16 protein-coding genes are annotated in these 19,209 nt (G+C 38.3%); 10 read left to right on the forward strand and 6 right to left on the reverse strand.

What is annotated here, in order from left to right; genetic code table 11:
- The first annotated feature begins 32 nt into the window (after positions 1-32).
- The 4 genes from DRF59_RS15015 (at position 33) to DRF59_RS15030 (ending at position 6,652) form a co-directional block, all read left to right on the forward strand.
- Complete coding sequence (locus DRF59_RS15015) at positions 33-995, forward strand: T9SS type A sorting domain-containing protein (protein WP_115961838.1); 963 nt, start codon at positions 33-35, stop codon at positions 993-995.
- A gap of 218 nt (positions 996-1,213) precedes the next feature.
- Positions 1,214-2,749 carry a YifB family Mg chelatase-like AAA ATPase gene (locus tag DRF59_RS15020; RefSeq protein ID WP_115961841.1) on the forward strand — a complete coding sequence of 512 codons (1,536 nt, stop codon included), beginning with the start codon at positions 1,214-1,216 and terminating at the stop codon, positions 2,747-2,749.
- A gap of 354 nt (positions 2,750-3,103) precedes the next feature.
- The gene (locus DRF59_RS15025) at positions 3,104-6,211 is read left to right on the forward strand and encodes a non-ribosomal peptide synthetase family protein (protein ID WP_115961844.1); all 3,108 of its coding nucleotides are present in this window, start codon (positions 3,104-3,106) and stop codon (positions 6,209-6,211) included.
- Between the two features lie 147 nt (positions 6,212-6,358).
- A complete protein-coding gene (locus DRF59_RS15030; protein ID WP_115961847.1) occupies positions 6,359-6,652 on the forward strand; it encodes a hypothetical protein in 294 nt (97 codons plus the stop codon).
- On the opposite strand, the gene DRF59_RS15035 is transcribed toward DRF59_RS15030, so the two are convergent.
- Entirely contained in the window at positions 6,649-7,125 is a 477-nt protein-coding gene (locus DRF59_RS15035; protein WP_115961850.1) for a YdeI/OmpD-associated family protein, read from the reverse strand. The genes DRF59_RS15030 and DRF59_RS15035 overlap by 4 nt on opposite strands.
- 78 nt (positions 7,126-7,203) lie before the next feature.
- Positions 7,204-9,411 (reverse strand): S46 family peptidase, encoded by a 2,208-nt coding sequence (locus DRF59_RS15040; RefSeq protein ID WP_115961853.1) that lies wholly within the window; start codon positions 9,409-9,411, stop codon positions 7,204-7,206.
- 86 nt (positions 9,412-9,497) lie between these two features.
- Between DRF59_RS15040 and DRF59_RS15045 the strand changes: the two genes are divergently transcribed.
- Positions 9,498-9,932, forward strand: coding sequence for an META domain-containing protein (locus tag DRF59_RS15045; RefSeq protein ID WP_241505606.1), 435 nt, complete (start codon positions 9,498-9,500; stop codon positions 9,930-9,932).
- A 90-nt stretch (positions 9,933-10,022) separates the two neighbouring features.
- On the opposite strand, the gene DRF59_RS15050 is transcribed toward DRF59_RS15045, so the two are convergent.
- The 4 genes from DRF59_RS15050 to DRF59_RS15065 form a co-directional block, all read right to left on the reverse strand.
- Positions 10,023-10,439: a hypothetical protein gene (locus DRF59_RS15050; protein WP_115961856.1), complete on the reverse strand. Its 417-nt coding sequence runs from the start codon at positions 10,437-10,439 to the stop codon at positions 10,023-10,025.
- Positions 10,440-10,445: 6 nt separating this feature from the next.
- Positions 10,446-12,968 (reverse strand): beta strand repeat-containing protein, encoded by a 2,523-nt coding sequence (locus tag DRF59_RS15055; protein ID WP_115961859.1) that lies wholly within the window; start codon positions 12,966-12,968, stop codon positions 10,446-10,448.
- A gap of 5 nt (positions 12,969-12,973) precedes the next feature.
- Positions 12,974-13,450: a T9SS type A sorting domain-containing protein gene (locus DRF59_RS15060; protein WP_115961862.1), complete on the reverse strand. Its 477-nt coding sequence runs from the start codon at positions 13,448-13,450 to the stop codon at positions 12,974-12,976.
- Between the two features lie 149 nt (positions 13,451-13,599).
- Positions 13,600-14,307 (reverse strand): LytR/AlgR family response regulator transcription factor, encoded by a 708-nt coding sequence (locus tag DRF59_RS15065; RefSeq protein WP_241505607.1) that lies wholly within the window; start codon positions 14,305-14,307, stop codon positions 13,600-13,602.
- A gap of 203 nt (positions 14,308-14,510) precedes the next feature.
- On the opposite strand from DRF59_RS15065, the gene hflX reads away from it, so the two are divergent.
- From hflX to DRF59_RS15090, 5 genes are all read left to right on the forward strand, one after another.
- A complete protein-coding gene (hflX, locus tag DRF59_RS15070) occupies positions 14,511-15,734 on the forward strand; it encodes a GTPase HflX (RefSeq protein ID WP_115961868.1) in 1,224 nt (407 codons plus the stop codon).
- Positions 15,734-16,363, forward strand: coding sequence for a DUF4919 domain-containing protein (locus DRF59_RS15075; protein ID WP_115961871.1), 630 nt, complete (start codon positions 15,734-15,736; stop codon positions 16,361-16,363). Before hflX ends, DRF59_RS15075 begins: the two co-directional genes overlap by 1 nt.
- Positions 16,364-16,386: 23 nt before the next feature.
- Entirely contained in the window at positions 16,387-17,673 is a 1,287-nt protein-coding gene (locus DRF59_RS15080; RefSeq protein WP_115961875.1) for a cation:proton antiporter, read from the forward strand.
- A gap of 31 nt (positions 17,674-17,704) precedes the next feature.
- Positions 17,705-18,430, forward strand: a complete 726-nt coding sequence (locus DRF59_RS15085) for a DNA alkylation repair protein (protein ID WP_115961879.1) — start codon at positions 17,705-17,707, stop codon at positions 18,428-18,430.
- Between the two features lie 99 nt (positions 18,431-18,529).
- Entirely contained in the window at positions 18,530-19,198 is a 669-nt protein-coding gene (locus tag DRF59_RS15090) for a hypothetical protein (RefSeq protein WP_115961882.1), read from the forward strand.
- Positions 19,199-19,209 lie beyond the last annotated feature (11 nt).

Consider the following 19,209-nt stretch of genomic DNA (forward strand, 5'->3'; position numbering starts at 1 on the left):
TAAACACCAGAAACAATCTAAAATGTATATATATGAAAACAAAACTAATTTTTTTAACATGCCTGTTACTGGGTATTCTGACGATCAAGGCACAGTGTAATCCTACAATTACCAGCCCAAGGCTAGGTGCCATATTTCCGGACAAAGTCCTGTTTTGCACTACAGAGAATGAAGTACTTTCTACACAGGCTTATGACTCTTACCAATGGTATAAGCAGGAATGGACCTGGCAGACTCCCAATAACAATCCGTGGGTAGCAATTTCCGGAGCAACATCCCAGCAGTTAACAATCAATGGTAATGACCAGTTGTATTATTTTAAAGTAAAGGTTACTCAGGGGGACTGTACAGCAGAAAGCCCGGCAATTATGGCAGACGGTTATGTTTACGGGCTTCCGGCTATGATGTCTACCTATACACCGGGAACTTATGAAGAAATTGATATGGGGGTAGTAAATGTCTGCAATGGAGCTTCTGTTAAGTTTGAAAATGTATTCCCTGTAGTCTATGGTACACATACCTGGTTTAAATGTGTTCCTGGAAGCAATCCACCAACCGCAGGTGATCCGTGTATCATTGCAGGAGTGACAGGGGATGCATATACTGCAACAGAATCTGGAAAATATGGGTTCTATGCCTGTACGGAGTATTGTCCGGAACAATGTGAGATGTTAGATCCGTTTTCATTTGTTCAGCTGAATTTCGGAAACTGGCAGTTCTGTGAAAATTTGGGAACCGGCGAAGCCAGTCCTAAAGACAGCAATATGAGTATTTATCCGAATCCTACAGCTCAGTTCCTTTATATAGGAAAAGCATCAGATAAAACATACAGCGAAATCACAATTATTGATATGTCAGGAAAGCTGGTTCTTAAAAAGTCTGACCATCAATATAACCAGGGGATTGATGTGAGTCACCTGGTTCCCGGAAATTATATGATTGTTTCCAAAAACAAGGACGGGAAAGTATATAAGAACAAGTTCATTAAGAAATAAAAGATTACATAATCTTTTTTGTTAGTTTTAATAGTGGTTAACCGGTACAAAGTAATTTGTGCCGGTTTTTTAATTAAACGGGTTTATAGACATCAGTTTTGGACATCTGATTTTTGTTTAAATATTCATATTTATAGTTTTTATTATAGAATTTTATCAATGTAACTAACTGTTTTCTAAAATAGTATATTAATTATATTTACTCCAAAAACACGTCCATGCTGATAAAAATTTACGGAAGTGCAATCCACGGAGTTGCAGCACAAACCATTACGATAGAAGTTAATATTGATACAGGCGGAGTAGGATATCATTTGGTGGGTCTTCCTGATAACGCAATCAAAGAAAGCAGTTACAGGATTTCAGCAGCTTTAAAAAATGTGGGGTACAAAATTCCCGGAAAAAAAATAACGATTAATATGGCTCCTGCGGACCTCAGGAAAGAAGGTTCAGCTTATGATCTGAGTATTGCTATCGGTATTTTGGCTGCATCAGACCAGATTTTTGCTGAAAAGGTTTGTGATTATATTATTATGGGGGAACTTTCTCTGGACGGAAGTCTGCAGCCTATCCGGGGAGTCCTTCCTATTGCAATTCAGGCCAGGGAAGAGGGCTTCAAAGGAATTATCCTTCCTCTGCAAAATGCACGGGAAGCGGCTATTGTTAATGATCTTGATGTATATGGCGTTGAAAATATTAAAGAAGTTATTGATTTTTTTAATGAAGGAAAACCTATTGAAAAAATTATTTTGGATACCAGAAAGGAGTTCCAGGAAAAGATCAATGAATTTCCGTTTGACTTTTCTGAAGTTAAGGGACAGGAGACCGCTAAAAGAGCGATGGAAGTAGCGGCAGCAGGAGGACATAATATTATTTTGATAGGACCGCCGGGAAGTGGAAAAACAATGCTGGCCAAAAGAGTTCCCGGTATTTTACCTCCATTAACTTTAAAAGAAGCACTTGAAACAACAAAGATACATTCTGTCGCAGGTAAAATGGGAGCAGAAGCTTCTTTAATGACCGTCCGGCCTTTCAGATCTCCTCATCATACAATTTCTGATGTGGCCCTGGTAGGAGGAGGAAGCTATCCTCAGCCGGGAGAGATTTCCCTGGCACACAACGGAGTGTTGTTTCTTGATGAAATGCCTGAATTTAAGCGGACTGTTCTTGAAGTTATGAGACAGCCTCTGGAAGACCGTGAAGTGACTATTTCCAGAGCCAGATTTACGGTGAACTATCCTGCAAGCTTTATGCTGGTTGCTTCAATGAATCCCAGTCCCAGCGGTTTCTTTCCTGATGATCCGAACAATACTTCCTCTGCTTATGAAATGCAGCGATATATGAACAGGCTTTCCGGACCACTTTTAGATAGGATTGATATTCATATAGAGGTTCAGAAAGTTGAATTTGAACAACTTTCTGAAAAAAGAAAAGGAGAAAAAAGCGAGGTGATCAGGGAGCGGGTACTGAAGGCCCGGGATATTCAGAATGAACGCTATAAAACTCTTAATATAAGCTGCAATGCACAGATTGGCCCTAAAGAACTTGAAGCTTTTTGTGAGTTGGATGAAACATCCTTCAGTCTTATAAAGCGCGCAATGGAAAAGCTCAACCTTTCAGCAAGGGCTTATGACCGGATCCTTAAAGTTGCACGGACCATAGCTGACCTTGAAGGATCTGAAAAAATTCTTTCCCATCATATTTCTGAGGCAATACAATACAGAAGCTTAGACAGAGAATTCTGGAATGCCTGATTTTTTTATTTAAATATCAGTGCAACAGGGATTTAAGGCTTGTTGTTTTATAAGTTTAATTCATTATTGTGGGATCTGTATTGTAATTATGTAACGCATAGCTAAAATTATTATGTTAAATTTGATTACCAAATTGATAAAAATATTTAATTATGAAAAATTAATTTATTTAATTACCCTTAATTGGGTAGTTTTATAACACATTCTGTTATGTTTCTTTTAGATTGTAATAAATAATGTGAATAGCATTGTTTATAGTTCTGCATGGAAAAATGTAGATCTCCTGATAATATATCGTACAATTAATCAGGTCTGTGAAAACAAAAAACTTTTAACCCAAAAACTTTTATTGAAATGTCAACCCAAACAACAACATTAGAGGGACAGCCATTTGGTCCTGCAGTATTACTGTCTGCTGAAGACAGAGAAAAACTTTTGCATAGATTTAATAAGACAGGATGGGATTATCATGAAGAAGAAACGCTGGTCTCCCTTTTCCGGAAACAGGCTGGCCTTCATCCTGAAAATATTGCAGTAGTGTGTCAGGATCAGTCTATAACTTATGAAGAATTAGATAAAAAAAGCAATCAGCTGGCCAACGCTTTAATAGCAAAGGGAGTAAAGGAAGGAATGTATATTCCGGTATGGCTTGACCGTTCACTGGAGTGGACAATAGCAATATTGGGAATATTGAAAGCCGGAGCCGCATATGTTCCTATAGACCCTGCTTATCCGGTAAAAAGAGTTGAATATATCCTTACGGATACCTCTTCTGAAATTATAGTTACCAATCAGTTGCTGGGAGCCCTGTTGACAACCAATGAAAGCATTAAAGTTCTTGTTCTGGACCCTATGGATGTTTTGGATCATCTGCCGGATCAGGTAGATATTAAAATTTCTCATAATGCATTGGCTTATACGATTTATACTTCAGGCTCTACGGGAAAGCCTAAGGGAGTAATGATTACCCATCATGCTATTCAGCATCTTGTGACATGGCATAATCATCATTTTCATGTAGATCATACTTCGAAACTAACTGTAGTTGCAGGATTGGCTTTTGATATTTCTGTCTGGGAAGTATGGTCTGCCCTTACTTCGGGCGGAACAGTATTTATTGCAGATCATGAAGAAAGAACAAATTCTTCGGCGCTGGTAAATTTTTACCGTAAAAATCAGATTACCCATGGGTTTGTACCAACTGTTTTAGCACCGGCTGTTGTAGAAGAAACTCAAAACTATAATGATCTCACATTAAAATACCTCTTTACGGGAGGAGAAAAACTTAAACCAGTACTTACTTCTGAACTGAATTATGAACTGGTTGATTATTATGGGCCTACAGAATGTACGGTATTTGCAACCTTCAAGAAAGTAAAAGATGTAAACGGACAGTATTTTTCTTCAATAGGTAAGCCGATAGCAAACGCTAAGGCATATATTCTGGGAGAAAAGCTGGAACTCCTTCCGGTGGGTGCTATTGGAGAACTATACATTGGTGGGAAGCTGCTGGCTAAGGGCTATCTCAATAACGAAGAACTTACAGCTGAAAAGTTTATTACCAATCCGTTTAACGAAAGTGAAAAATTATATCGTACCGGTGATTTGGCCCGATGGCATCCGGATGGAGATATTGAGTTTTTAGGACGAATTGATAATCAGGTGAAGATCCGGGGGTTTCGGGTGGAACTGGGAGAAATAGAACGTACGCTTGCCCAGCAGGAAAATATAAGGGAAGCAGTAGTGATTACAAAAGATTCATCAGGAAGTAATAATAAATATCTTGTTGCTTTTATCGTACAGGAATCCTGTGCAGAAAAAAATGTTGCTCTGGTCAGGAACCGCTTAAAAGAAGAACTGCCAGGGTATATGGTCCCTGCACAAATTATATTCATTGATAAAATACCAATAACGGCAAACGGTAAAACAGATACGCATATTCTGAAAGACCTCGCCGACAGAGAGGCCCGTGAGCTTGTTTCATTTGAGCCGCCGACTAATGAAACAGAGAGAGTTATTGCTGATATCTGGTCCGAGGAACTGGAAAGACCGGTTATTAATATTACCGATAATTTTTTTGATATCGGAGGAAATTCCCTGTTGGTAGCTATAGTGGCTGTTGCGTTAGAAGCCAGACTTGGGATAAAGGTATATCTGAGGGATATTTATCAATACCCTGTGTTGCAGCAGCTTTCAGAAACTTTAATAACCAGGTCCAAAGCAGCCCGGGAGGCCATTGCAGCAGAAGATATGGAACCTTATGTAGAATTACAGAAAGATGTTTACCTGGCACCGGGAACGGTATTCGCCGGAGATTTTAATCCAAAACAGCTGGAAAACCCTTCAGCAATATTTTTAACAGGGGTCACCGGATTTGTGGGAATACATTTATTGCAGGAGTTGCTTGATACCACAAATGCAGATATTTACTGCCTGGTCAGGGCACAGGATGAGTTTCATGCTATGGAAAAGATAGACCGTTGTTACAAGCAGTATCATATTTCACAGAAAAATATACAGAAACCAAGAATTATTCCTGTTATAGGAGATCTTTCTTTACCTTCATTAGGTTTGTCTGGTGAAACATTTACCATGTTAGCTGAAAAAACTGATTTAATCTATCACTCCGGAAGCTCCGTGAATTTTATTGAACCGTATTCTTATATGAAGGCTCCCAATGTAGAAGGATTAAGAGAAATAATCAGATTGGCCGGAGCAGAAAGAACGAAGTGTCTGGCTCTATTGTCAACGATCTCAGTGTACAGTTGGGGGCACAGATTCACAGGAAAAAAAGAGATGCTGGAGTCAGATGATATTTCCCAAAACCTGATGTCGGTCAGCAAAGATATAGGATATGTCAGAAGTAAATGGGTGATGGAGGCAATAGCAGATCTTGCGGCACAAAAAGGATTACCATTAATAACTTATCGTCTCGGTTATGCAATGTGCCATAGCGAGACAGGAGCAAGTGCTCCTTATCAATGGTGGTCAGGCCTTGTGAAGAATTGTGTTGAATTCAGGTCCTATCCGGCACTTACAGAGTTAAGAGAAGGGCTTATTACAGTAGATTATATGACCAGATCAATGGCCTATATCACTAAAAACAGACAGGCTATAGGAAAGAAATTTAACTTGATTGCCAGTCCAAAAACCAACCTGACATTGGAAGACTTCTTTAATCTGATCAATCAATATTATCCTTTTGCATTAAAATCGCTTCCGTATAAAGAGTGGAGAAAGCAATGGGAAAATGACAGTAAAAACCGTCTTTATCCACTTACCAGCCTGTTCAGGGATAATATGCATGAAGGGCTTTCAACGGTAGAACTTTACCAGAATACCTATGTATGGGATTGCACAAATGTCATCCGATTTCTTGAGGGGTCGGGAATTAATGAACCTGTATTTGATAAGAAAATACTGGATGCCTATTTAAATTATCTTGGAATACCGATTTCTTAACCATTATTCCATATTAAAGCCGGACAATCTATCATGTTGTCCGGCTTTTCTTTGCCTTTCATAAAATACGTCGAGTTTTGTCGCTATACAGGGTAATATTTGCATCAGAATAAGAGGTTACCTCTATTTTTAATAAAATAATAACCTATGGAGAATTTTACAATATTAACCAAAGATTTTGTTGCAAATGAAAGTGCTGTAGTAGATATTAAGTCTTTGGGTTCCGAAAGACCTTTGAGATCTTTGTTATTCCGGAATAAAACGGGGCAGTCAGCCAATTTTATATGGCAGGAGAATATAGTATCTGATACAGGATATTTTAAAGAAATAATTAATGAGCTGGGTGTGAAAGTTGCTCATTATGATGGATTCATTACGATTACGAATGGTGGAGGTATCCAGCATCTGAAGGCTGAACTGAGTGATTATGCCCCAGTCTAAATTCCTTTTTTCCCATCCAGAATCATCTGAATCATTTTAATTTTTCTGTTTTCTCTTGTTTCCGGTTTTTTTGCTTCTTCGATCCAGCGGATATATTCTTTTTTATGGGTGTAGCTCATTTTGTAGAAAAGTTCCTTTGCTTTTGAATTTTTTTCAAATATGATAGCAATATCCTGTGCAATTTCAATAATTCTTTCTTCTTTATCTTCAACAAGAGAAATGAATACTTCATCTCCGAAAGTTTTTCCAAGTTGTTTTCTAACATCCTGTGTTAATCCTAAAACGTGGCAGCTGGATTTCATTTTGGCAAGACTTCCGCGGTATTGCACCGTATTGTCAAACAATACCTGTACTTTTACCTGTCCTTTTTTGTTGAAAAGTTCTTCAGTAGAAAAGGGAAACTCTACATAGGCAGCATTTATTTCTCCGTTTTGCTTTATAACAGCTGTAAATTCTATCGTTTGAGGGCTCATAATCCGGAATATTTAGAATTCAAAAATAAAAAAACCGTGAAACTTGATTTCACGGTTTTAAAAATATATCTGAAAAGATTATTTTTTCTTTGTTTTCTTAGGTGTTGCAGTCGTTCCTGAATTCTTGGTTTTTGTATCGGCCGGAGTGTTTTCTCCTCTTACAAGTTTTAATTCGTCAATTAATCTTCTTGCACCTGCAAATTTATCAATGGTCCAAAGAACGAAACGTACATCTACGTTAATGGTTTTCTGCCATTCAGGCTCAAATACAATATCTCCGCTTAATGCTTCGCTGTTACCGTCAAAAGCAATACCAATAAGGTTTCCGTCTCCGTCGATTACCGGAGAACCGGAGTTCCCTCCTGTAATATCATTGTTGGAAAGGAAGTTTACCGGCATATAACCGGCAGCATCAGCATATTGCCCGAAATCTTTAAGGTTGTAAAGGTCGATCACTCTTTGAGGAAGATCAAATTCTTCATCACCTTTTTTATATTTTCCTACAAGACCTGTCATATCTGTATAGTAGTTATCAGTAACGCCAAAGTAGTTTCTGTCATCTCTGATAGGAAGTTTATCTACTGTACCGTATGTTAATCTCATGGTAGAATTAGCATCCGGATAGAATTTTTTCTCAGGCATAGCTTTCATTAATCCAGCCAGGAATAAACGGTTGTTTTTTGCAAAATTATCATCTATTTTAACAAATCTTTCAGTACTTATTTTCTGATCAGCAACAATTCCGTTTGCTGTTTTCCAAAGTGGATCAGCATCAAGTTTTAATGCATCCGGATTCAGTAAGAAATTTGTTGCAGAAGTTTTGTTAGCAAAAATTGAAGAATAAGCAAGGTTTGAAACCGTTTTAGCATCCAATCCCAGAATTGTAGCAGATGCTACTTCAGGATTCTTAACTCTGGCCTGGTAAAGACTGGTCATTGCGGCAAGCATTTCTCCTTCTAAAGCAGGATTGAAGTTTTCATAAGCAGATTTGATCGCTGCTTCTGTTTTAGCTTTCATAGCTAATCTTCCCTGCATATCCTGAGCAGCATATGCTTTAAGTGCCGATCCTACCTGTAAAGCAAGGGTGATGTATTTTGCATTTCTTGAGAACTGAGCAGCATAGTTTCTTTCTACATTTCTGTCTGAAACCTGTGTGTAATATGCTCCGATATCTTCCAGAACACCATTATACTGATCATTTCCTGGCATTGCAGCCCATTTTTTGTAGGTCTCTTCAACCTTTTGTTTATCAGTGATTGTTCCGTTTTTGTTTACAGCATCAATCGTACCTTGTCTGTTTTTCCAGTAGTTTGCTACTGAAGCGTACTGAGAAGCATAATTAAGCTGAGTAGCCTTATCCTTATCCATGTACTTTTTCATAACATCCATAGCTACTTTAGAAGCTTCCACCCATGCCGGATAATCTTTGTTTACCATTTGCTGAATTCCATAAGAAGTCAGGTAACGGTTTGTTCTTCCGGGATATCCAAGGATCATAGAGAAATCACCAGGCTTAATTCCTTTAAGAGAAACAGGAAGGAAATGCTTCGGTTTTAACGGAGTGTTGCTTGGAGAATATTCAGCAGGATTTCCTGCAGCATCAGCATATACTCTGAAAACGGTAAAGTCAGCAGTATGTCTTGGCCATTCCCAGTTATCTGTATCTCCTCCGAATTTTCCTAATGAAGAAGGCGGAGCACCTACTAATCTGATATCTTTATAATCCTGATATACGAAATAATAAAACTCATTTCCGTTGAAGAAGTCTTTTACAACTACAGTGTATTTTCCGTTTTCAGAGTTTTCTGCCTGAATTGCTTTTGTTTCAGCATCAATGACAGCTTTTCTCTCTGCACCGGTCATGTTGTTGTTTAGCTTGGAATTGATTCTTTGGGTAGCATCATCCATTCTTACTAAAAATCTCACATACAGATCTTTTGCGTTGAATTCGTCTTTTTGTTTCATGGCCCAGAAACCATTCTTCAAATAATCTTTTTCTGGTGTGGAGGCAGCAGCTACAGCACCATAACCACAGTGGTGGTTGGTAAAAATCAGGCCTTTGTCAGAAACAATTTCTCCAGTACAGAATCCTCCGAAGCTTACAATAGCATCTTTTAAGCTGGAATTATTTACTGAATAAATTTCTTCAGGCGTCAGATGTAACCCCTCTTTCTGCATATCAACACCGTTAAGTCTTTTGATGAGCATTAGCAGCCACATCCCCTCATCCGCCCTCATCTGAGCAAAGCTCAATAAGAAAGTGAATAGTAGAAATAGTCTTTTCATTTTATAAAATAATTTTTGTGTCGCTAATTTACTAATTTTTATGAGATTCAGTCTGGCGTTGGTATGAAAATGGGATGATAATATACATGAAAAAAATACTGTTATCAATTTTTGCTGTTTTGTTTCTGGGTATTGTTTTGAACTGTTCTGCAATATCTGATAAAAATCCAGCCCTCCAAAGGCAATGGATGTTCATTTCTTTCAATGGTTTTTCTAAAGATAAGCTGGTTGCTCATCAGGCTGAAATCAACATGTCCGGAATAATGGAGAATGGTAAAATACAAGGGAGTGCTTATATGGGATGCAACAGAATGTCTTTTACTGCTGAATTTAAAAAAGGTGGAAAAGTAAAGATTTCAAAAGGGGTCAGTACAACGAAGGCATGCCAGGATATGGAACTTGAAACTTCTTTTCAGAAAATTTTTGACACAATGACCCACTACGCTGTAGAAGGGCATTTTCTTACATTGTCAGATGAAAGCGGAAATTCAATGAAATTTGTTGCTGCCGATTGGGATTAACCGCATTATTAAAGATATCAATAAAAAGTCCGCCATTTAGCGGACTTCTTTTGTTTGAAAAATCTAGATTGGTTATTAGTTTTAGGGTTATCAGTTTTTAGGGATCGTTTTCTTTATTTCTTCAAGAGTAGCAGTATTGGGTAACCCGATTGTATTATTTGTGTTCCTAGAATGAGTCGTATTACGAGATGCCTGTCTGTTGGGAATTGTTTTTTTTAGTTCTTCAAGGCTGACTGTATTAGACAGCAGCTTTCCTGAATGGTCTGCAGGAACTTTTTGTTTAGATTCCTGTTTTTTCACTGCAAGCCCCTGGTCTGAAACCAGTGCTGTGCCCGTTGTCGTTTTTTCTGTGCTTTCCTGGTTTTCTTTCAGAATTCTGGTTTGCTGTTCTTTGGCCTGCTTTAAAACCTGGGACTGGTCTTCTGCCGGAGCCGCCTGTTTATTACTTTCCTGCGCATATATAACAGAGCTTAAAAATAATAATGAGGTAATGTATACTATTTTCATGACGGATTATTTTATATTGACTAATACCTGAATTTTTCCAATTTCTTTTTGATCATAATCCTGTAGGGATTTTCCGATCACCTGGCCTATTTTCACTTTTTTAAGGTCGGCCTTCATGGCAACCCCCGGTTTTGAGGAAGTAACAAGAAGGTCTCCTCTTTTTATTTTTCCGTTTTCCAGACATACTTTGGTAGGAATGACTCCGATGACTCCCATCGGAACCTTTTCTGAAATGTCAGCATCTATATGTTCTTCAGTAAGAAGAACTCCGGGTTTGGTGGCATATACACCGGCAACAAGATTAGAATAAGGTTTTGAAGATTTTTCTACGGTTCTGTCAGTACTTGTAGAAATTACAAGGATATCCCCGGTTTCATATTCTGAAACGGAACCTTCCACATCAAAGACTTCCGCAACGTCGGCACCGCTGTTTTGTGTACCTCCGTTAAAGAAACCTCTTCCGGCAGAATTGATTCTGGCTACATTTACGGTTCCCGGGTTTCCGGATTTGAATACAGCTATTGATCCTGTGCTGTGGGTTTCTACAGTAAGGACCGGATTGGTATTGGCTGTATTGAAATTGACAAGTCTAGCGGCCCTTCCGTTACCGAAATTGGGAACCCAGGCAAAAAGGGCATTTCCTGTTCCGTCCGCAGTGGTTTCCACTCCATCTCCGGAGTTAGAGGCATTAGCCGTAATTCCATTTCCATTTCCATCAGCAAGAGCAATCAGGGCCGGACCGTTTCCGGCAGGGTTGCTGGCGTGGAATAAGCCGGCGTATCCGCCTGTTCCGGATGAGACCCCGTAAATCCCTGCTGTTCCGAAGTTGGCAAACTGTGAATTTACTTCCCCCCTTACTGCAGGAGAGGTCCCGGTTACCTTATCTACTTTAAAGTTTCCAGCAATACCATTTCCTACGGTGGTCACTGTTATAACGTCACTGGTATTGGCTTCATTAAAAATATTGAAACGTCCTGCACGTCCTGTTGCAAAAGTCGGGACCCAGGCATAGAGCGCATTTCCGCCACCGTCAATATTGGTTTCCACTCCGTTTCCGTCTTTGCTGCTGTTTGCTGTGATTGCATTTCCGTTTCCATCATTGATGGCAACCAATGCAGGGCCATTACCTGATGAATTGGAGGAATGGAATAATCCTGCAAAGCCGCCTGTTCCTGAAGAGACTCCAAATATAGCTGCTGCTCCAAAGTTTCCGAAAATTGTTTTTACTTCTCCCCGGACTGCGGCAGCTACACTATTGGTATTATTAACAAGAAAAGATGCTGCATTTCCCTGGGTGTTGTCCGGGATGTTTCCGTTTCCGTTTGTTTCAACTTCAAGGGTGTTATTGGTTGTATTGGTTGCGTTAAGATTTTCAAATCTTCCGGCACGTCCTGTACTGTTATTTAACCCTACCTGTCCAAAAACCCCTATTCCGGTTCCGGAAGTATTGGTCGCAATAAACCCTCTTACACCATATCCACCTCCGTCATTCCGGCCTACTACTGCTCCGGCAATATCACTGGTAGTCCTTCCCACAACCGCTTCACCGTTTCCATTATTATCACCTACAACGCCGGCAGAAGTCAGGGCACTGGTTATGCCATGAACCCCAAACCCGGAACCTGTAGAGCTCCGTACTCCGGCTCCGTTTCCTGTCGTGGTAACATTCACAACAGTTCCGTTTCCTACGGTAGAGGCTGTAAGTACATTGTTGCTGTTTGCATTATTGTAAATAGAAATATTGGCAGCAATACCATTGTTACTGGTCGCATTCAGACCGGTTCCCGTATTACTGTTTGCATATACTCCATATCCGTTTCCACTGGCATTTCCATATACCCCAAGTCCGTTAGGGGTTACACCATATACTCCCCATCCGCTTCCGGCCTGGCTTCCATATACTCCTACACCTAAACCACCTGTTCCGTTGTTTATACCCCGGACCCCTGCAGAAAATCCTCCGGGAGCAGCACTCGTAACAATCCCCCGTACGGCTGCAATATTTGATGTAGCAGTATTATTACTACCTTCTAAAGAAGTACCGTCTCCATCATTGGTTAAAGAAAATAGAGTAGCAGCGTTATTTACAACACTGGTATAAGGAATAGTAAATGCACCACCACTATTTCCCGCTGATTTGGCATACATAGCATAGGGAACGCTCAGTAACTGACTGGTTCCTGTTATCGTATAGTTCGTTCCGCCGCTAGGGTCAGTTTCTGTTTTTAAATAATAGTTTCCTGAAGGCCAGTCAATTGTATTAAATGTTCCTGTAAGAACTGTGCCGGTTCCTATTTCAAGGGTGGCCAGTCCGTTAGCATTGGTATTACCGGTAAGTCTTTCAGAATAGACAGGGGCGCCGGCAGGAGAGCCCTGCAGTATGCTTACTTTAACAGCAATAGACTGATTGATCAGTAGCTGTCCTGAGCCGCTTCGCATGACGGCCTGGTAACTCATTTTCTCTGGAACCTGTGAGAGCCCCATAAAAAGGCCTGACAGAATCCAGGACAATAATAATATTTTTTTCATGGTGATTATTTTTTGATAATTTTAAAGGTTTTAACATTCTCTCCATGCCGGTTAATTCTAATAATGTACATCGCAGAAGGTAGGGAAGAGAAATTAAGCTCAGATTTGGGTTGCAGAATCATGTCTTTTTTGATCAGTTTTCCCTGAGCATCAAATAATTGATATTCTGATCCTCTGTAATCATTTGTTGTGAAATCCAGATAGAGATAATCTTTAAAAGGATTAGGATAGATTAAGATATCATTCTGATCAGTTGAAGACTCCTGAGTAGAAAGTGTGGTAATTTCGAAACCCTGCTGTACACCTTCCAGGACTTGAGTTGGTGTTCCCTTATTAAGATATGTCGTCTGGCCTATGCTGTATGAAACAGATCCGTTACCCGATGACGCATTTGCACCAGTAACCAAAATTGCTGATTGTGCATGGAGCGCTGCGGTTGGAAATACAAGCAAGGTGAGGTAATAAATAAATTTTTTTTTCATGAATAACAGTTTTTAAGTTAGTAGATAGAGGGAAATTTGGGAAGACTAAATTAATATCTATTGGAATTTGATTACAGAAAAATAGACCAACGACAGAAATAATCGACCAATGGCATTTTGTGAATTATTTTAAAGTTCAGAGATATTGCTTAGGGTTCAAAAAAGGAAAGATTATCTTTGTATGTTCTGCCGATAGGAAGTCTGATATGATGGGTCAGTTCTATTTCATGACAGTTCTTTCCACGGATCAGATGACGTGGAACGGCATAGCTCCGGTGTATCCTTATAAAAGAATCAAAAAAACTTTTGCGCAGAAGGTTTCCCAATGAATCTAAAATACAGTGTTTTTTTTCAAGGGTTATGATACGGGTGTAATCTTTTAAAGCTTCCAGATATAAAACATCTGTTTTTTTGATGAGAGAAATATTCCCTCCTTCCTTAATTTTTATAAAACTTTCCCCAAACATGGCATCATAGCATTCACATTTTTCCTTTATTTTTAAAAAATCGAACAGCCTTTGCATGGAATAATGGAACCGTTCAGAGGTTAAAGGTTTGGTAATGAAATCCAGGGTATTAATTTCAAAAACACAGGCTGCCATTTCAGGATGGGAACTTACAAAAATACAGGCTGGTATTTTGTGTGCCAGCTTTCTGAATTCCAGGCCGCTCATTCCTTTTAAATTAGTTTCGGTAATCAGGAGGTCGATGGGTAGCTCAAGGTAGGGAATTGCTTTTTCTGCCGAATCAAAAGAGGCGACAACTTCAATATTTTCATACTGTTTGATATAATGCTGAAGAACCAGTCTGTCCAGTTCATCATCATCTATAATCATACACCTAATATGGGTAATCATGATCCACTGGAATTTAGTTTTAACATTTTTTTGATTTAAAGATTTAATAATCAGTAAATTATTACATAAAGTTATCGATTTTTAAACAACAATACCTACTTTCATTTTAAATTTTGTAAAAAAATGTTATTTAATAAAATTTGATTTTGTTTTTTTTCTGAAAAATATTATCTTGTAAAAATCATAAATACAGATAGAACTTAATGTTAGAAAAGAAAGAACATAATTATGAAAGGGCAGTTTTGGTGGGCTTGATCACCAAAGACCAGGACGAGGAAAAATTAACGGAATATATGGATGAGCTGGAGTTTCTTGCCTATACTGCAGGAGCAACAGTAGATAAAAGATTTACTCAAAAACTATCCCAGCCAGATTCCAGAACATTTGTAGGAAGCGGAAAAGCTCTGGAAATTAAAGAGTATGTAAAGGAAAATGAGATCGGAACGGTAATTTTTGATGATGAACTTTCTCCATCCCAGCTTAAAAACCTTGAAAGGGAGATGGAGGTTAAAATATTAGACAGAACAAACCTTATTCTGGACATTTTTGCCCAAAGGGCTCAAACATCTTATGCAAGAACGCAGGTAGAACTGGCACAATATGAATATCTTTTACCAAGATTAACAAGAATGTGGACCCACCTTGAAAGACAACGGGGGGGAATTGGGATGAGAGGTCCGGGTGAAACGGAAATTGAAACCGACCGTCGTATCATCCGGGACAGGATCTCCCTGCTCAAAGACAAGTTGAAAACCATTGATAAACAAATGGCTACACAAAGAAATAACAGAGGGAAAATGGTAAGGGTTGCGTTGGTAGGGTATACAAACGTAGGAAAATCTACCTTGATGAACTCTCTTTCGAAGTCAGAAGTTTTTGCAGAAAATAAGCTGTTTGCCACACTTGATACCACAGTAAGAAAAGTGGTGATCGGAAACCTTCCTTTTTTGCTGACCGATACAGTAGGATTTATCCGGAAATTGCCGACACAGCTTGTTGAATCTTTTAAATCGACATTGGATGAAGTAAGGGAAGCGGACCTGCTGATTCATGTTGTTGATATTTCACATGAAAGTTTTGAAGATCATATTGCTTCAGTAAATCAGATATTACAGGAAATTGATGCCCATAGAAAACCAATGGTCATGGTATTTAATAAAATTGATGACTTCAGTTATGAGAAAAAAGATGAAGATGACCTGACCCCGGCTACCCGCAAGAATGTTTCTCTGGATGAGTGGAAAAAAACGTGGATGGCAAAATCCAAGTATCCTACTGTCTTTATTTCTGCTCTGACAAAAGAAAATTTTCCGGAAATGAAGAGAATGATTTATGATGAGGTTATGAAAATCCATATTTCCAGGTTCCCATACAATGATTTTCTCTTCGAGTATTTCGATAACGATGAGGAAGAAAATAACAGTTAATGAAATATTACTTTTTCCTTTTATTCATTTTGTTTTCGGTTTTTGGGTTCAGCCAAAAATCAAGAATCGATCTGAAGGCTATCGAAAAAAGCCTCAAATCATCAGATTCCCCTTACAATTACGAGAAGCTTATATTTAAATACAAAGGGGTTCCAAGATCTTTGGACAGTATTGAATCACAGTATCTTTACTATGGAAGAAACTTCAGGAACGATAGGGTATATACTTCAGATGATAGTTTCAAAGATCTGGCGGAAGCCTTTAAAGAAAATAAATTTGAAGAATGTATCAGGCAGGGTAAGGCGATGTATGATAAAGATCCCACCAATCTGGATATCCTTCTGATTCTCCTGAGATCCTATGATTCTCTGAAAGACGGAAACAATTTTATGCATCATCTTAGCCAGTTCCGTTCGTTAACAGACGGAATAAAAAGTTCGGGGGACGGAAAAACAGAAAAAACAGCCTATCTTGTTAATTCCGTAGGAGATGAATATATTCTGCTTAACATTCTGAATATCGGACAGGATTATACAAGGGGATCAAAACCATCCAAAGACGGGATGTTTGATATCTGGGATAAAGATGGTGTTAAAACCTATATCAAAGTACTTTATTTAGATCTATAAATTTAAAATTAAAAAAACACATAGTGGAATTATATTATTCATTTTCAGCATTGATTGTTCTTGCTTCTATATTTGCATATCTCAACTACAGATTTTTAAAACTTCCGAGTACTATCGGGATTATGGTAATAGCCATTGTGGTGTCTATTTTCCTGGTTATGTTTGGAGAAGTGGCACTTCCAAAAACTTTTGGTCATCTTAATAACCTTATGGAAAGTATAGACTTTACAGAGATCCTGATGGGAGCTATGCTTAATTTTCTTCTCTTTGCGGGAGGGATTCATATTAATATCAATGACCTGAAAGAGCAGTTCAGGCCTGTATTGATATTTTCAACAGTAGGAGTTGTGATCTCTACTTTTGTGGTGGGTTTCGGAATGTTTTACCTGCTTCCGCTTGTTGGAATAAATCTTCCATTTATTTACTGTCTTGTTTTTGGTGCACTAATCTCACCTACAGATCCGGTGGCTGTATTAAGCGTACTAAAACAGGCAAAGGTTTCCAAAGCACTTGAAACAAAAGTAGCAGGAGAATCTCTTTTCAATGATGGTATGGCAGTTGTGGTGTTTACCGTCGTTTTACAGCTCGCTATAGGAAAAGAAGTGGATCTTGGAATTGAAAATATAGGATTACTATTGTTGAGAGAAGCAGGTGGCGGTATTTTACTGGGTGGACTTCTGGGTTGGATCACTTCCAGGCTTATGCGTGAAGTAGATGATTATATTATCTCCGTACTGGTAACACTTTCTGTGGTGATGGGAGGGTATCTTATTGCGAGACAAATGCATATTTCAGGACCGTTGACTATGGTAGCTGCAGGATTGTTTATGGGGAATTTTAATGTCAGATTTAAAATGAAATCAATTACTCAGGATTATCTTATTAAATTCTGGGAACTCATTGATGAAATTCTGAATGCGGTACTATTCCTTTTCATAGGCTTTGAACTTTTGATGATCAAAGACCTGAAGAATTTTATGATTCCGGGGCTGTTGGCGATTATCGTGGTCTTACTTGCCAGATTTATTTCCATATGGGGACCTACCAAATTTATGTCTCTGAGAACAAGATTTAGTCCGCAGACTGTTAAAGTGCTCGTTTGGGGAGGAATTCGCGGAGGCGTTTCAATTGCCCTGGCAATGTCTGTTCCCAAAGGTGAATACAGTGAAATTATTCTTAGTATTACGTATTGTGTAGTAGTATTTTCTATTATTGTCCAGGGGCTTACCATTGCAAAAGTTGCAAATCCTAAGCAGATAGCTAAAGAAGAGGAAGAACAGGAGGGTATCATATCAGATGAAAAGGTTTAACTGCCATTCCATAATATGTTAAAATGAGCTTATGAACGAAAGCCACATTGTGAAAGAGATCCGGGAAGCACTGGCAGTCCTGTCGCTCCCTGAAAAAGCCGAATTTTTTCCCAGGTTTTTCAAAACCGGAAAAGGAGAATATGGTGAAGGAGATCTTTTCCTTGGAGTTAAGGTTCCGGATCAGAGATCTGTAGCAAAAGAATATTATTCAAAGATAAATCTGGAAGAACTGAGTGAGCTTCTTTCCTCTGAATATCATGAGCATAGACTGACGGCGCTTTTTATGCTGATTTCAAAATTTGAAAAGACAAAAGATCCTGCAATAAAAAATGAAGCAGTCACATTTTACCTCAGCCACCTTCCATACATCAATAACTGGGATTTAGTTGATTCAAGCTGTTATAAAATCCTGGGAAGATATGCATTTGAAAATCAGAAAGAAGAAATTCTGAGGAAACTTTCGGAATCTGAGGAAATGTGGCATAAAAGAATTGCTGTTGTAGGAACAATGCATTATGTAAAGAAGGGAGTCTTTCACCTTACAAAAGAGTTTGTAACAAGAAATCTGACACATAGCCACGATCTTATGCACAAGGCAAACGGATGGCTGTTGCGGGAAATGGGACAGAAAAATGAGGCTGAACTGCTGGCATACCTGAACTTATATTATAAAGAAATGCCGAGAACCTGCCTGAGATATGCCATTGAAAAACTGGATGAAAATCTTCGTCAGGATTATTTGAAAGGGAGGGTTTAGGCTGTAGATGAATAAATTATAATAGCACAGTGTTGAATCTATTCATGAGAATAAAATATTGATTCAGAATTAAGTATTTTTGCCTTTTAAACCCAATTTATGAAAATATTTTTCAAATTATTTCTTTCATTTTTTCCTTTGATATTGCTTACCAGTTGTTTTGATATTTTAGATAAAGCTAATGTAAAAGCTGATGGTAGTGGAGAATATACGATAATTCTTAATGCAAGTAAAAGTAAAACAAGGCTGGCATCAATCTCTAAAATGGAAACTATTAACGGAAAAAAGGTTCCTAAAAAAGCTGAAATTGAAAATAAGATCAATGAAGCTGCAAAAACTTTCAGGGGTACTCCCGGGATTAGCAATGTAAAAACAACCCTGGATTTCGATAATTATATCATTAAGCTAAGCTGTAACTTCAAAAAGATTGAAAACATCAATGCCGGATTGGAAAAATTAAAGGCTCAGAATATATTGGGTAAAATGATTCCGACTCAAATCTATAGTCAGAATTATGAGAAGAAAGTATTGACAAGAAATAAGGTAAATACTTTTAAGACAGATTATGATAAGATGAGTAAGGCTGACAAAGAAGTTTTTAATGGCGCAAAATATATTGCAGTAATGCAGTTTGAAAATACGATAAAATCTCAGTCAAATAAATCCTATCAGCTTTCTCCGAATAGAAAAGCTATAAAATTTGAAGCTGATATCCTGGATTTAATTCTTCAGAAAAAAAATGTACAGAACACAATATTATTCCAATAATTTATAACAAT

It is taken from the genome of Chryseobacterium flavum (assembly GCF_003385595.1).
In the GTDB taxonomy this organism is placed as follows: Bacteria; Bacteroidota; Bacteroidia; order Flavobacteriales; family Weeksellaceae; genus Chryseobacterium; species Chryseobacterium flavum.